The 13,196-nt window shown below is 74.2% G+C and carries 16 protein-coding genes; 3 read left to right on the forward strand and 13 right to left on the reverse strand.

Features of this window, described 5'->3' with window-relative positions; genetic code table 11:
- Positions 1–328: 328 nt before the first annotated feature.
- The gene (locus ACFYU9_RS20840) at positions 329–943 is read left to right on the forward strand and encodes an SCO3374 family protein (protein WP_389345674.1); all 615 of its coding nucleotides are present in this window, start codon (positions 329–331) and stop codon (positions 941–943) included.
- A gap of 4 nt (positions 944–947) precedes the next feature.
- Here ACFYU9_RS20840 and ACFYU9_RS20845 read toward each other — a convergent pair whose 3' ends face one another.
- From ACFYU9_RS20845 to ACFYU9_RS20890, 10 genes are all read right to left on the reverse strand, one after another.
- Positions 948–1,286, reverse strand: coding sequence for an Lsr2 family protein (locus tag ACFYU9_RS20845; protein ID WP_389211405.1), 339 nt, complete (start codon positions 1,284–1,286; stop codon positions 948–950).
- A 144-nt stretch (positions 1,287–1,430) separates the two neighbouring features.
- On the reverse strand, positions 1,431–1,952 hold the full coding sequence (locus ACFYU9_RS20850) for an amino-acid N-acetyltransferase (RefSeq protein ID WP_389345675.1): 522 nt from the start codon (positions 1,950–1,952) through the stop codon (positions 1,431–1,433).
- A 9-nt stretch (positions 1,953–1,961) separates the two neighbouring features.
- Positions 1,962–2,405 (reverse strand): BlaI/MecI/CopY family transcriptional regulator, encoded by a 444-nt coding sequence (locus tag ACFYU9_RS20855; RefSeq protein ID WP_389211401.1) that lies wholly within the window; start codon positions 2,403–2,405, stop codon positions 1,962–1,964.
- 121 nt (positions 2,406–2,526) lie between these two features.
- Positions 2,527–2,706, reverse strand: coding sequence for a hypothetical protein (locus ACFYU9_RS20860; protein ID WP_389345676.1), 180 nt, complete (start codon positions 2,704–2,706; stop codon positions 2,527–2,529).
- A gap of 14 nt (positions 2,707–2,720) precedes the next feature.
- A complete protein-coding gene (locus ACFYU9_RS20865) occupies positions 2,721–3,365 on the reverse strand; it encodes a hypothetical protein (RefSeq protein WP_389345902.1) in 645 nt (214 codons plus the stop codon).
- Between the two features lie 153 nt (positions 3,366–3,518).
- Positions 3,519–4,325, reverse strand: coding sequence for a type III pantothenate kinase (locus ACFYU9_RS20870; protein WP_389211398.1), 807 nt, complete (start codon positions 4,323–4,325; stop codon positions 3,519–3,521).
- Positions 4,325–5,341 (reverse strand): carboxylating nicotinate-nucleotide diphosphorylase, encoded by a 1,017-nt coding sequence (gene nadC / locus ACFYU9_RS20875; RefSeq protein ID WP_389211397.1) that lies wholly within the window; start codon positions 5,339–5,341, stop codon positions 4,325–4,327. The genes ACFYU9_RS20870 and nadC overlap by 1 nt, the downstream gene beginning before the upstream one ends.
- Positions 5,338–7,062: an L-aspartate oxidase gene (locus ACFYU9_RS20880; RefSeq protein WP_389211395.1), complete on the reverse strand. Its 1,725-nt coding sequence runs from the start codon at positions 7,060–7,062 to the stop codon at positions 5,338–5,340. Before ACFYU9_RS20880 ends, nadC begins: the two co-directional genes overlap by 4 nt.
- Positions 7,063–7,075: 13 nt before the next feature.
- Positions 7,076–8,086: a pantoate--beta-alanine ligase gene (gene panC / locus ACFYU9_RS20885; RefSeq protein ID WP_389211393.1), complete on the reverse strand. Its 1,011-nt coding sequence runs from the start codon at positions 8,084–8,086 to the stop codon at positions 7,076–7,078.
- Positions 8,083–9,021: a Rossmann-like and DUF2520 domain-containing protein gene (locus ACFYU9_RS20890; protein ID WP_389211391.1), complete on the reverse strand. Its 939-nt coding sequence runs from the start codon at positions 9,019–9,021 to the stop codon at positions 8,083–8,085. The genes panC and ACFYU9_RS20890 overlap by 4 nt, the downstream gene beginning before the upstream one ends.
- A gap of 188 nt (positions 9,022–9,209) precedes the next feature.
- On the opposite strand from ACFYU9_RS20890, the gene ACFYU9_RS20895 reads away from it, so the two are divergent.
- The gene (locus ACFYU9_RS20895) at positions 9,210–10,424 is read left to right on the forward strand and encodes a threonine aldolase family protein (protein WP_389345903.1); all 1,215 of its coding nucleotides are present in this window, start codon (positions 9,210–9,212) and stop codon (positions 10,422–10,424) included.
- On the opposite strand, the gene ACFYU9_RS20900 is transcribed toward ACFYU9_RS20895, so the two are convergent.
- The gene (locus ACFYU9_RS20900; RefSeq protein WP_389211389.1) at positions 10,421–10,639 is read right to left on the reverse strand and encodes a hypothetical protein; all 219 of its coding nucleotides are present in this window, start codon (positions 10,637–10,639) and stop codon (positions 10,421–10,423) included. The two genes, ACFYU9_RS20895 and ACFYU9_RS20900, sit on opposite strands and share 4 nt — an antisense overlap.
- 100 nt (positions 10,640–10,739) lie before the next feature.
- On the opposite strand from ACFYU9_RS20900, the gene ACFYU9_RS20905 reads away from it, so the two are divergent.
- A complete protein-coding gene (locus tag ACFYU9_RS20905; RefSeq protein ID WP_389211388.1) occupies positions 10,740–11,831 on the forward strand; it encodes a DUF5937 family protein in 1,092 nt (363 codons plus the stop codon).
- 66 nt (positions 11,832–11,897) lie between these two features.
- Here the strand turns inward: ACFYU9_RS20905 and ACFYU9_RS20910 are convergent, their stop codons facing one another.
- Complete coding sequence (locus ACFYU9_RS20910) at positions 11,898–12,506, reverse strand: ATP-binding protein (RefSeq protein ID WP_389345677.1); 609 nt, start codon at positions 12,504–12,506, stop codon at positions 11,898–11,900.
- A 7-nt stretch (positions 12,507–12,513) separates the two neighbouring features.
- Positions 12,514–13,182, reverse strand: a complete 669-nt coding sequence (locus tag ACFYU9_RS20915; protein ID WP_389211384.1) for a response regulator — start codon at positions 13,180–13,182, stop codon at positions 12,514–12,516.
- Between the last annotated feature and the right edge of the window lie 14 nt (positions 13,183–13,196).

Genomic DNA, 13,196 nt, shown 5'->3' on the forward strand with positions numbered 1-13,196 from the left:
TCACTTCTTGGGGAGACCGCCTGCCGAACAGCCGACAAATGCTCCAACTCGATGGTGCGAGACGATGTTCCCGCAGGCCAAGCTGTTACCCGTGCCTTCAGTACGCCGATGGCGAACGTGAGACGCTTCCGCCCGCGAGACGCCCCTCCTCACATGGAATGTCTTACCCGTAAGGGCGGACACTCCATGCGGCGCACCCCGGTTCCCTCCGCTACGGGCGAACAACCTCGCGCGCTCGAATGCGTCCGTACGCCCCCATCATGGACACTCGGTGCTCCGGATCAAGGACCGGGCGTGACCAAAGCCGGCCCGGCGGCGTTCCCCCGGTATGCCCTTCACCGTGCCTCCGCCCCGTGCGCCGTCCGACGGCGGCACGCCGCCCGCGCGCGGATTCCGGCGGTGGTACGAGCGGGAGCTCGGCTGGGCGACGGTGGCGGGGCCGCCGGTGCAGCTGGTCACGGGGCTGCGGTTCGACGTCCTGGAGCTGCCCGCCGAGGCCGGCCGCGCTGTGCTGCGCCGGCCGGGTGTGGCCACCGGCCCGGTGGCACTGATGGGGCGCCGGATGCGGCTCCTGGTGGCCACGGGAGGCGCGGAGGAGCTGCCCGGGCTGCTCGACTGGCTGGAGTGGGGCGGGATCGCGCTGGATCTGACGGCGCTCGGCGCCGACGGCCGGATGACCGCGCCCGTTCCCCCGGGACGGCGGCCGGCCGGCCCGGGTGCCGCGGTGTGGCTGCGGGCCCCGGAACCGGGCCGCGAGGTGGAGGCCTCGCTGCCGGCCCTGTGGCCCTCGCCAGGGGCCGGTGCGGACGGCGCCGCGTGCCTGGTGCGGCTCGTGGCCGCCGCCGCCGCGGAATGCCACCGGGTGCGGCTGCTGGGCGCTGCCCGGGCCCGCCGGCCGGAGCCGGGGGCGGGGACGGTCGTTCAGCGGCTCACCACCGGCTGACGGTTCAGCGGTTGGCGTCCTCGTAGGCCGCCTTGATGTCGGCGGGCACGCGGCCGCGGTCGTTCACGTTGTAGCCGTTCTCCTTGGCCCACGCGCGGATCTTCGCGGTGTCCGGGCTGCCGGCGGAGGCCACGACGCGGCCCTTGCCGCGGGCGCCGGCGCTGCGGCCACCGGTGCGGCGACCGCTCTTGGCGTACGGCTCGAGCAGGCTGCGGAGCTTGTCCGCGTTGGCGGTGGTGAGGTCGATCTCGTAGGACTTGCCATCCAGAGCGAACGTCACGGTCTCGTCCGCCTCGCCGCCGTCGAGGTCGTCGACAAGAAGGACCTGAACCTTCTGTGCCACCGGATTTCCCTTCATCGAAAATGCAGTACGCGGAAAGGAAACCGCTTTTCCGGGAAAAACACAAACCCCTGGGAGAGGTTCAGAACCCTGAGAACGCGGGAAACGTGCGCGATTCGGACATAGACGCTCCGATCCGCGCGCGGCTCACAGGTGCAGAAGCATCCGGCTGTTGCCCAAGGTGTTCGGCTTCACTCGTTCGAGTCCGAGGAACTCCGCGACTCCCTCGTCATAGGAACGCAGGAGCTCGCTGTAGACATCTCCGTCGATCGGAGTCTCCCCGATCTCGGTGAAGCCGTGCTTCGCGAAGAAGTCCACTTCGAAGGTGAGGCAGAAAACCCGGCGCACACCGAGCCAGCGTGCGGTGTACAGCAACTTGTCGAGCACCTGATGCCCCACTCCGGCGCCCTTGAACTCGGGATCGACCGCGAGCGTACGGACTTCGGCGAGGTCTTCCCACATCACGTGCAGGGCGCCGCAGCCGACCACGACGGCGTCCTCGTCGCGTTCGGCGACCCAGAACTCCTGGATGTCCTCGTAAAGGGTCACATTGGCCTTGTCGAGGAGGATGCCGCGCCGGATGTACGGGTCGACGAGCCGGCGAAGGGCGGGGACGTCGGAGGTGCGGGCCCGGCGCACGGTGACGGCATTGGGGGAAGCGGAAGACATGGGGGGACGTTATCGCCCGGGCTCCGCGGTCCCCTCGGCCCCCTGGTCGGTTTCGGCGGGGGCCGGGGCCGGGGCGGCGGGCGTCTCGGGGGTGTCCCGCTGGACGATACGGATGGCGTCGTTCAGCGCCTCGCGCTGTTCGGGCGACATCATCCCGAAGAACGCGACGAGGGCCGCCGCCGGGTTGTCACTCTGCGCCCACGCCTCGTTCATCAGTGCGGCCGAGTAGGCGGCCCGGGTGGAGACCGCCGTATATCGATAGGCGCGGCCTTCGACTTCCCTGCGCACCCAGCCCTTCTGATGGAGATTGTCCAATACGGTCATGACCGTGGTGTAGGCGATGGACCGTTCCTGCTGGAGATCCTCCAGGACTTCCCGGACGGTCACCGCGCGGTTCCATTGCCAGACGCGGGTCATGACGGCGTCTTCCAGCTCTCCCAATTGACGGGGCACGACGCCACCTTAGTGCGAGATCGCCACATACAGGCCTTTTCCTGGAGGAAACGCCCCGGAAGACAGCAAAAAGGACGCACGGCCTGGCGGCGGCCGTACGTCCTCGAAGCCTGCGGACCCGTTACGGGGCGGCGGGGCCGCTCTGCTGCTGGGCGGCCTCGGCGCGGGCGAGCGCCGCGTCCACGGCGGCGTCCTCCTTGGCCTTGTTCGGTCCGCCCTGGCTCTTGACGATCGTGACGACGAGGCCGATGAAGAACGCGGCCATCACGATGGGGGGCAGGAGCGCGGATACGTAGTCCATGGCGTCCAGAGTAGCTATCCGGCCGCGCGTTCCTCGGACGGGGGCGGCGGTACGGGGCGCCGGCGTGGCGGGAACACCTCGCCGGGCGTCGGGATCGGACGGCCGGGCCTGGGCGCGGCCGGCTTCGGCGCCGCCGGGGTGGCCGGCTTGGCGGGCGCGGGCGGCCTCGTGCCCCGGTCCTCGTCGCCGGCGGCGGCCCGCCCGCCGGGCAGCGCGAGCAGCCGGGCGCGCGGCGCGGGTGCGGGGACCAGCGGCGTACGGGCCTGGAGCGGGGCCCGGGTCTGGGCGACGCGGGCGAGCCGGGCCCTGACGGATCGTTCCGCCAGGACCTGGCAGCGGGCGAGCAGCACCCCCGCGGCCGGGCTGCCGCGCAGCGCCCGCAGCGCGGCCAGGTCGTCGGCCTGCGGGTCGTAGCCGGCGGCCAGGGCGTCCTGGAGCAGCTCCAGATAGCCGGTGAGGGAGCCGGGCAGGGCCTGGCGGTAGCGGACCAGGTCGGCGAGGAGGAAGGCGCGCAGCCGGCCCGCCTCACGCACCGCCTCGTCCACGGAATCGGCCAGGCGCAGGCAGTCCTGGACGTCGTCGTCCGGCAGGGGGGCAGGGTTGAGCGCGGTGGCGAGGGCGCGGCGGAGCACGCGCAGCTCGTCCGCGCTGAACGCCATGCCGCCGCGGGGTCCGTAGGGCGTGGGCATGGGCCGACGATACGCGCTAATCGGACAAATCTGCCGCTTTTCGATCTTCGGGCGGGTCGGCGCCCGGAGCCCCGCGGCCCCTGGCCACCAAGGCCGGGGGCCTGCGGCGGGCCCGGGGCACGCCTACTGCCGCGGCGCGTTCCGCTCGTACACGAGCCGCAGGCCGATCAGCGTCAGCCACGGCTCGTGCGCGGTGATCTCCTTGGAGTCGGCGAGCACCATCGGCGCCAGGCCGCCGGTGGCGATCACGGTCACGTCCGACGGGTCGCCGTCCGGGCCGGCCAGCTCGCGCTTCATCCGCGCGACCACACCGTCCACCTGGCCCGCGTAGCCGAAGACGATGCCCGACTGCATCGCCTCGACCGTGTTCTTGCCGATGACGCTGCGCGGCCGGGCCAGCTCGATCTTGCGGAGCATGGCGCCCTTCACGCCCAGCGCCTCGACGGAGATCTCGATGCCCGGGGCGATCGCGCCGCCCGCGTACTCGCCGCGCCGGGTGACCGCGTCGTACGTCGTCGCCGTGCCGAAGTCGACGACGATCGCCGGGCCGCCGTACAGCTCGACGGCCGCGACCGAGTTGATGATGCGGTCGGCGCCGACCTCCTTGGGGTTGTCCGTGAGGACCGGGACGCCCGTCTTCACGCCGGGCTCGACGAGGACGGCGTGCACGTCGCCGTAGTAGCGGCGGGTCACCTCGCGCAGCTCGTGCAGCACCGAGGGGACCGTCGCGCAGATCGCGATCCCCCCGATGCCGTCGCTCAGCTCGGCGCCGAGCAGGGGATGCATGCCCATGAGGCCCTGCAGCAGGACCGCCCACTCGTCGGCGGTGCGGCTCGGGTCGGTCGAGATCCGCCAGTGCTCGACGATCTCGTCGCCGTCGAAGAGCCCGAGCACCGTCTGCGTGTTGCCGACGTCGATGGTGAGCAGCATCAGGCGTCGACCTCGCGCAGGTCCAGGCCGATGTCGAGGATCGGGGAGGAGTGGGTGAGGCCGCCCACCGCGAGGTAGTCGACGCCGGTGGCCGCGTAGGCCGCCGCGGTCTCCAGGGTGAGCCGGCCGGAGGACTCCAGGATCGCCCGGCCGGCGACCAGGGCGACGGCCTCCTCGGTCTCGATCGGGGTGAAGTTGTCGAGCAGGATCAGGTCGGCGCCCGCGTCCAGGACCTCGCGGACCTGGTGCATCGTGTCGACCTCGACCTCGATCGGGAGGTCGGGGAACGCCTCCCGCACGGCCTTGAACGCCTGCGCCACGCCACCGGCCGCCACCACGTGGTTGTCCTTGACCAGGGCCGCGTCGGACAGCGACATGCGGTGGTTGACGCCGCCGCCGCAGCGCACCGCGTACTTCTCCAGGGCGCGCAGGCCCGGGGTGGTCTTGCGGGTGTCGCGGACCTTGGCGCCGGTGCCCTCCAGGGCGTCGGCCCAGCGGCGGGTGGCGGTGGCGATGCCGGAGAGGCGGCACAGGATGTTCAGGGCGCTGCGCTCGCCGGTGAGCAGGTCGCGGGTGCGGGCGGTGACGCTGAGCAGCTTCTGCCCGGCCTCGACCCGGGCGCCGTCCTCGACGTGCCGCTCGACCTCGAACTCGTCGGTGCAGACGATGGACAGGACCGCCTCGGCGACCCGCAGACCGGCCACCACGCCGGCCTCGCGGGCGGTGAAGTCGGCGGTCGCGACGGCGTCCTCGGGGACGGTCGCCACGGTCGTCACGTCCACGCCGCCGTCGAGGTCCTCGGCGATGGCCAGGTGCGCGATGTCCTCGACCTGGACGGGGTCGAGCCCGGCGTCGGCGAGCAGCTCGGCGAGCGCCGGGTCGAGCCCGCACTCGAACTCGTCGGCCTCGCCGCAGCCGCAGCCGTCGCCGCAGCCGCCGGCCGGCTCGGCCGGGGCGTTGATCTGGATCAGGGGGACGTCCACGGGCTGCGGACGTGCTTCCTCGGGCGTGCTCACGACAGCTGCTCCCTGGGTTCTTCGGGGGTTACGGGGGTGTCCGTGGCGGCCGTCTGCGGCGTCACGGGCGGGAAGTCCGCGGTGGCGGTACGGGTGACGTCGAGGTTCCGGCCGGGCGTGAGGCGGACGACGAGATGCCGCTGCCAGTTCGCGTCGTCCCGGTCGGGGTGGTCCTCGCGCCAGTGGCAGCCGCGGGTCTCGGCGCGCTCGCGGGCGGCGGCCACCAGGACCCGGGAGACGCACAGCAGGTTGGTGGTCTCCCAGGAGTCGACGCCCGGCTCGGCGGCCTTGCGGCCGTCCTCGGCGCCCTGCCGCAGCGCGTCGAGGGCGCCGGCCGCCCCGGCCAGGCTCTCGGCGGAGCGCAGCACGCCGGCGCCCAGCGTCATGGTCCGCTGGATCTCGCGGCGGGCCTCGGGGGCGAGCAGGGGCAGCACGGTGGTCGTGTCGTCGACGACCGGGGTGCCCTCGCGGTGCGGGCCGTGCGCGATGACGTCGGCGACGATCCGCTCGGCGAAGACCAGGCCCTCCAGGAGCGAGTTCGACGCGAGCCGGTTGGCGCCGTGCACGCCGGTGCAGGCGACCTCGCCGCACGCGTACAGGCCGGGCACGGTGGTGCGGCCGTGCAGGTCGGTGCGGACGCCGCCGGAGGCGTAGTGGGCGGCCGGTGCGACCGGGATCGGCTCGGTCACCGGGTCGATGCCGTGCGCCCGGCAGGCGGCCAGGATGGTCGGGAAGCGCTGCTCCCACATCTCGGCGCCGAAGTGCCGGGCGTCGAGGTACATGTGCTCGGCGTCCCGCTCCTGCATCCGGCGCGTGATCGCCTTGGCGACGATGTCCCGCGGCGCCAGCTCGGCCAGCTCGTGCTGCCCGAGCATGAAGCGGACCCCGTCGGCGTCGACGAGGTGGGCGCCCTCGCCCCGTACCGCCTCGGAGACCAGCGGCTGCTGGCCCTCGGAGCCGGCGCCGAGGAACAGCACCGTCGGGTGGAACTGGACGAACTCCAGGTCGGACACCTCGGCCCCGGCGCGCAGCGCGAGGGCGACGCCGTCGCCGGTGGAGACGGACGGGTTGGTGGTCGCGGAGAACACCTGGCCCATGCCGCCGGTGGCGAGGACCACGGCGGGGGCGTGGACGGCGCCGACGCCGTCGTGCTGGCCCTCGCCCATCACGTGCAGGGTGACGCCGGCCGTACGGCCCTCGGCGTCCTTGAGCAGGTCGAGCACGAGGGCGTGCTCGATGGTGCGCACGCCCCGCGCCCGTATCGCCTCGACGAGCGCGCGGGAGATCTCGGCGCCGGTCGCGTCGCCGCCCGCGTGCGCGATCCGGCGGCGGTGGTGGCCGCCCTCCCGGGTCAGCGCGATCGCGCCGTCGGCGGTGAGGTCGAAGGCGGCGCCCGTCTCGATGAGCCGGCGCACGGCGTCGGGGCCCTCGGTGACCAGGGCGCGCACGGCCTGCACGTCGCAGAGCCCGGCACCGGCGACGAGCGTGTCGTCGAGGTGCTGCTCGGGGGTGTCGCCCTCGCCGAGCGCCGCGGCGATGCCGCCCTGGGCCCAGCGGGTGGAGCCGGCGTCGAGCAGGGCCTTGGTGACGACGACGGCGCGCAGCCCGGCGGCCGTGAGGCGCAGGGCGGCGGTCAGCCCCGCGACGCCGGAGCCGACCACGACGACATCGGCGTCGATCGACCAGCCGGGGGCGGGGGCGTGCAGCCGTATTCCGGTCACTTCGCGGCTCCGATCACTTCGTGGCTCCGAAGGTCAGGGGGATGTTGTCGATGAGCCGCGTGGTCCCCACCCGCGCGGCGACGGCGAGGATCGCCTCACCGTCGTGTTCGCCGGCGACGTCGGTGAAGTCGGCCGGGTCGACCAGGGCCAGGTAGTCCAGGGCGAGCGGCGGCTCGGCCTTCCCGGCGTCGTCCAGCACGGCGAGGGCCGCGGCCCGTACGGCGTCGGCGCCGCCGCCCTCGGCGGCCTGGGCGACCGCGTGGGCGTCGGCGGCGGCCCGGGCCTCGCCGAGCCGGGACAGCGCCTCGGCGCGGGTCTCGCCGCGCCCCTGGGCGCCGGGCAGGGACTCCGCGCGGGCCCGCAGCGCCTCCTGGGCGGCGAGCCGGTCGCGGGCCGCGAACAGCGCGCGGGAGAGCGCGAGCGCGGTGTGGCGCTCGCGCTCCGACAGGTAGCGGTTGCGGCTGGACAGGGCCAGGCCGTCGGCCTCGCGGACCGTCGGCACGCCGACGACCTCGACCGGGAAGTTCAGGTCGCGGACCATGCGGCGGATCAGGGCCAGCTGCTGGGCGTCCTTCTGGCCGAAGAAGGCCAGGTCGGGCGCGGTGAGGTGGAGGAGCTTGGCGACGACGGTGAGCACGCCGTCGAAGTGGCCGGGCCGCGAGGCGCCCTCCAGCCGCTCGCCCATGGGGCCCGCGGTGATCCGCACCTGCGGCTCTCCGCCCGGGTAGACCTCGTCGACGGCCGGGGCGAAGACGGCGTCGGCGCCGGCGGCCTCGGCGAGCGCCAGGTCGGCGTCCAGGGTGCGCGGATAGCGGTCGAGGTCCTCGCCCGCGCCGAACTGCAGCGGATTGACGAAGACGGTGACCACGACGGTGCCGTCGGCGCCGACCCGCTCGCGGGCGGCCCGGACCAGGGTGGCGTGGCCGTCGTGCAGGGCGCCCATGGTCATGACGACGGCTCGGCGGCCCCCGCCCCCCTTCAGGGAGCGGAGTTCGGCGGCCGTGCGGACCGGGGTGAGAGTCATCGGTGGTCGTCCTTCTCGGCGAGCACGCCCAACAGGTCCTCGGCCAGCTCGGGCTTGAGCAGGCCGTGCGCGAGCGCCCGGTCGGCGGTGGCGCGGGCCATCGCGAGATAGCCGGCGACGGTGCCGGGCGCGTGCTTGTGCAGCTCGGCGACGTGCGCGGCGACGGTGCCGGCGTCGCCGCGGGCGACCGGGCCGGTGAGGGCCGCGTCGCCGGAGCGCAGCGCGTTGTCCAGGGCCGCGCCGAGCAGCGGGCCGAGCATCCGGTCCGGGGCGGCGACGCCGGCCGCGCGCAGCAGTTCCATGGCCTGGGCCACCAGGGTGACCAGGTGGTTCGCGCCGAGGGCGAGGGCCGCGTGGTAGAGCGGGCGGTTCTCCTCGGCGATCCACTCGGGCTCGCCGCCCATCTCGATCACCAGGGCCTCGGCGGCCAGCCGCAGCTCCTCGGGGGCGGTGACGCCGAAGGAGCAGCCGGCGAGCCGCTGGACGTCCACGGAGGTGCCGGTGAAGGTCATGGCCGGGTGCAGCGCGAGCGGCAGCGCGCCGGCGCGCCGGGCCGGGTCGAGGACCCGCACCCCGTAACGCCCGGAGGTGTGCACGAGGAGCTGTCCGGGGCGCACGGCGCCGGTGTCGGCGAGGCCCTCGACGAGGCCGGGCAGCGCGTCGTCGGGGACGGTCAGCAGGACCAGGTCCGCGAGCGCGAGCACCTGGGCCGGCTCGACGACGGGCACGTCGGGCAGGAGGGCCGCGGCGCGGCGGCGGGAGGCGTCGGAGACCGCCGAGACGGCGACCGGGCGGTGACCGGCGAGCTGGAGGGCGGCGGCGAGGGCGGGGCCCACGCGGCCGGCGCCGACGACTCCGACGGTGAGCCGGGCGGGGCGGTCCTCGGCCCGGTCGGCGGGCCGCTGCGGGTGGGGCGGTTCGGGTGGTGCGTTCACTGTTCGGATCGGCCTTCCGTTCCAGTCCGCGGGGGGTACCGGACGATTTCTGGTCATGCTACGCCAGCGTTTCGACGTCATCTCGCGGGCTGTCCACAGGGTGTGGGCGGCGGTACGACGATCGGACGGGGGTTGGGGATAACTCCGTGGAGGGGAGTCTCCCGATGCACCATGATCGGCCCATGGACATGGAACAGCAGGGCACCGAGGAGCACGAGCGGAAGACCGGTCAGGAGCAGGTGGAGGGGCAGGAGGAGCAGCTGCCGCCCCGGGTCCACCGGGCGCGGGTCTGGGGCGGGGCCGCGCGCAAGCTGCAGCACGCCTCGCCGGACGGCACCGTCGCCGGGCGGCTGCGCGAGCTGGCCGACTGGACGGCGGCCACGCCGTACGCGGACCTGCCCGTCGACACCTACGGCGACCTGGTCGTCGAGGAGCTGGAGCAGCGGGTCGCCGCGGAGCTGGGCTTCCCGGCCGCGGCCTTCTTCCCCACCGGCACGATGGCCCAGCAGGTCGCGCTGCGCTGCTGGGCCGGCCGCACCGGCAACCCGGTCGTCGCGCTGCACCCGCTCGCCCATCCGGAGAACCACGAGAGCGACGCCTTCAACGCCGTGAGCGGGCTGCGCACGATCCATCCGACGGGCGAGCCCCGGCTGCCCACGGCCGACGAGATCCGCGACCTCCCCGAGCCGGTCGGGGCGCTCATGCTGGAGCTGCCGCTGCGCGAGGCCGGCTTCGTGCTGCCGACCTGGGACGAGCTCGTCGAGACGGTCGAGGCGGCCCGCGAGCGGGACGCCGTGGTCCACTTCGACGGCGCCCGGCTGTGGGAGTGCACGACCCACTTCGGCCGGAGCCTCGCGGAGATCGCGGGCCTCGCCGACAGCGTGTACGTGTCGTTCTACAAGTCACTGGGCGGCATGTCGGGCGCGGTCCTGGCCGGCCCCGAGGACCTGGTGGCCGAGGCGAAGCTCTGGCGCCACCGGTACGGCGGCCAGATCTTCTCGCAGTACCCGGCGGCCCTCTCCGCCCTGCGCGGCCTGGAGATCGAGCTGCCCGCCCTGCCCTCCTACGTGGCGCACGCGCGCGTGATCGCGGACGCGCTGCGGGAGGCCTTCGCGGAGGCGGGCGTCGGCTGGTTCCGGGTCCACCCCGAAGCGCCCCACACCCACCAGTTCCAGGTCTGGCTCGCCCACGAGCCCGACGCGCTCACCTCGGCCGCCCTCTCCCTCGCCGAGGAGACCGGCACCACCCTCTTCCGCCGCTGGTTCCCCGCCCCGGCGGGCGGCCCGCCGGGCATGACGATGACCGAGGTGACGGTGGGCGCGCCGGGCCTGGAGTGGACCAAGGAGGACGTGAAGAAGGCGGCCGCGGACTTCCTGGCCCGGATTCCGGGCCAGGTGTCCTAGCAGGCGCGGGGCCTGGGGTGGCGGCGCAGGGCTGCGCGCAGCGCGAGGCGCAGCCTCCCCCGGGCCGGGCGGCCCGCCAGGACCGCCTCGAAGCGGCGGTGGTCACGGGCCGCCCGCAGCACGGCCAGGTCCTGGCTGCCCGGGACCGGCGGCGCGGGGGTCTCGTGCTGCGCGGACCGGTAGGCGTCGAAGAGGTACTGGTGGAGTGCGTTCATGGGCTCACCGTGCGCCCGGCGGGCGCACCGCCGCCCGCCGATTGACGACCCCCGTCAATCGGCACGACAGCGCCCCCGCAGGACCCCGCACCATGGACCCGTGAGCGTGACCATCGACATCACCGGACTGCCGCCCGAGCGGATCACCTTCTGCCCCTCGCCCCTCGCCGAGCTCGGCAACGCCCTGCACGCGCTGGCCGAGCCGGGCCACCACCCCCGCCAGCACGCGTGGACGGCGGCGACCGCCGCCGCGCTGAAGCCGGAGCTGGCCGACCGGCTGCACGAGGCCGACTTCATGTGGCGGTCGACGCGCTCCGACTTCCTGATGCCCGCGCAGCCCCGCGAGACGCTCGCGGAGGAGCTGGACGACCTCGACCGGATGGACGACGAGAAGTTCGTCGGCTCCGCCCTGGAGATCTCGTGCAGCAACAGCCACTACGGCCGCGGCCTGCCCTCGCCGCTCGTCGACGCGGCCTCCCGGCGCCGCGCGCTCGACCTGGCGGCGGCGCGCGGCCCGCGGCAGGCCGCGTTCGTGGAGCGGATGCTGGCCGACCCGGCCGGCACCCGCGCGTGGATCCGCCGGCTCCTGGAGGACTGCGAGGAGGCGTTCTTCGGCGACACCTGGCGCCGGGTCCGCATCCAGCTCGCCGCCGACGCCCGCCACAAGGGCGAGCTGCTGCGCCGCAAGGGCCTGGCCGAGGCGCTGGCCGACGCCTCCCCGGCGATGAGCCTGGAGGAGGACGCGCACGGCAGCCGGATCGTCATCGACAAGCTGGTGCAGGGCCGGGCCGAGGCCCAGGGCCGGGCCGTCACGCTCATCCCGACCGTCTTCGGCTGGCCGCACCTGCTCGCCATCTACGCGCCCGGCTGGCAGCCCGTCATCCAGTACCCGGCCGCCACCCGCGAGATCGGCGGCGCCGAGCCCGTCGACCGGGTGAAGGCCCGCCTGGAGGCGCTGGCCCACCCCATGCGGATGAGCCTGTGCCGCAACCTGGCGCGCGGCCCGTACACGACGAGCGAGCTGGCCGACGCGTACGCCATCACCGCCCCCGAGGTCTCCCGCCACCTCTCCGTCCTGAAGAAGGCCGGGCTGCTCACCACCCAGCGCCGGGGCCGCTACGTGCTGCACCAGCTGGACTTCTCGGTGGTCGCCCGGCTCGGCAGCGACTTCCTGGAGTCCGTCCTGCGCTAGGGGTGTCCTGGGGCTGTCCGACCCTGGTCCCCCGGCCAGGGGCCCAGCCGGCTCCGGCCGCCGGTGTCAGTCGAAGCGGATGTGGGACAGGCCGATCCGCGCCCGGCGCAGCCGGTGCCGCAGGCGGCCGTCCGTGTTCGGCTCGATGCGCAGCCCGGCGAGCGCGGCGATCCGGTCGGCGACCTCGGGGACGGTCAGCCCGTCCGTACGGATGTGGTCGGCGAACTCCGCCTGGGAGAGGGCGGCCAGGCAGCCGTCCAGTTTCCGCACGGCGAAGCTCTCCCGCTTCAGGCCGCGGCCGAGGCCGCGCTCGGTGAGCCGCTTCAGCACCGTCTCGCGCTCGGCGAGCAGCGTGAAGTGCCGGACCCGCTCGGCGCCGTGCGCCTCCCGCAGGCGGCCGACGATCTCGGCGAAGTAGCCCGCGTCGACGAGGGTCATCGGCACGAGCACCGGGCCCTCGTGGCGCCGCAGCGCCAGGTCGAGGACCTCGTACACGCCCTGCCGCCAGGCCCGCAGGTCCTGGAAGTCGCCGCGCAGCTCCGCGGGCAGGGCGCGGTGCAGCCCGAAGCCGACGTGCTCCGGGTCGCAGACGACGCCGCCCGGCAGGCGGCGGCGCAGCTCGTACGCGGTCTGGGTCTTGCCGCCGCCGAACGGCCCGTTGATCCAGAGCAGCACGGACACCTCAGCGGCCGCCCGCCCGCACCATCCCGGTCTCGTAGGCGAGGACCACGACCTGCACCCGGTCGCGCAGGTCCAGCTTGGTGAGGATGCGGCCCACATGCGTCTTCACGGTCGCCTCGGACAGCACCAGCCGGGCCGCGATCTCGCCGTTCGACAGGCCCTGCGCGACCAGGAGCATGACCTCGCGCTCGCGCTCGGTGAGCTTGTCGAGCTCCTTGTGCTGCGGCTCGCGGCCCGTCGACGGCAGCATCGGCGAGAAGCGGTCGAGGAGCCGGCGGGTGGTGGACGGGGCCACCACCGCGTCGCCGCTGTGCACGGAGCGGATCGCGCCGAGCAGCTCGCCCGGCGGCACGTCCTTCAGCATGAAGCCGCTGGCGCCCGCCTTCAGCCCGGAGAACGCGTACTCGTCCAGGTCGAAGGTGGTCAGGATCAGCACCTTCGGCGCGTCCGGCTCGGCGCAGATCCGGCGCGTCGTCTCCACCCCGTCCAGCTTGGGCATGCGCACGTCCATCAGGACCACGTCGACCTCCGCGGACCGCAGGACCTGCAGCGCCTCCACTCCGTCGCCGGCCTCCGCCACGACCTCCATGTCCGGCTGGGCGGCGAGCACCATGCGGAAACCGGTGCGCAGCAGCGCCTGGTCGTCGACGAGCATCACGCGGATGGACATATCGATCCTTCGGT

Source organism: Streptomyces sp. NPDC004327 (assembly GCF_042873935.1).
Classification (GTDB): Bacteria; Actinomycetota; Actinomycetes; order Streptomycetales; family Streptomycetaceae; genus Streptomyces.

What these genes read in the sequence shown, in the direction of transcription:
- ACFYU9_RS20840 (WP_389345674.1), top strand. Translation starts at nt 329, where the DNA reads ATGCCCTTCACCGTGCCTCCGCCCCGTGCGCCGTCCGACGGCGGCACG.
- ACFYU9_RS20915 (WP_389211384.1), bottom strand. Translation starts at nt 13,182, where the DNA reads ATGTCCATCCGCGTGATGCTCGTCGACGACCAGGCGCTGCTGCGCACC.
- ACFYU9_RS20900 (WP_389211389.1), bottom strand. Translation starts at nt 10,639, where the DNA reads ATGAACGCACTCCACCAGTACCTCTTCGACGCCTACCGGTCCGCGCAG.
- ACFYU9_RS20850 (WP_389345675.1), bottom strand. Translation starts at nt 1,952, where the DNA reads ATGTCTTCCGCTTCCCCCAATGCCGTCACCGTGCGCCGGGCCCGCACC.
- ACFYU9_RS20865 (WP_389345902.1), bottom strand. Translation starts at nt 3,365, where the DNA reads ATGGCGTTCAGCGCGGACGAGCTGCGCGTGCTCCGCCGCGCCCTCGCC.
- ACFYU9_RS20870 (WP_389211398.1), bottom strand. Translation starts at nt 4,325, where the DNA reads ATGCTGCTCACCATCGACGTCGGCAACACGCAGACGGTGCTCGGGCTC.
- ACFYU9_RS20895 (WP_389345903.1), top strand. Translation starts at nt 9,210, where the DNA reads ATGGAACAGCAGGGCACCGAGGAGCACGAGCGGAAGACCGGTCAGGAG.
- panC (WP_389211393.1), bottom strand. Translation starts at nt 8,086, where the DNA reads ATGACTCTCACCCCGGTCCGCACGGCCGCCGAACTCCGCTCCCTGAAG.
- ACFYU9_RS20860 (WP_389345676.1), bottom strand. Translation starts at nt 2,706, where the DNA reads ATGGACTACGTATCCGCGCTCCTGCCCCCCATCGTGATGGCCGCGTTC.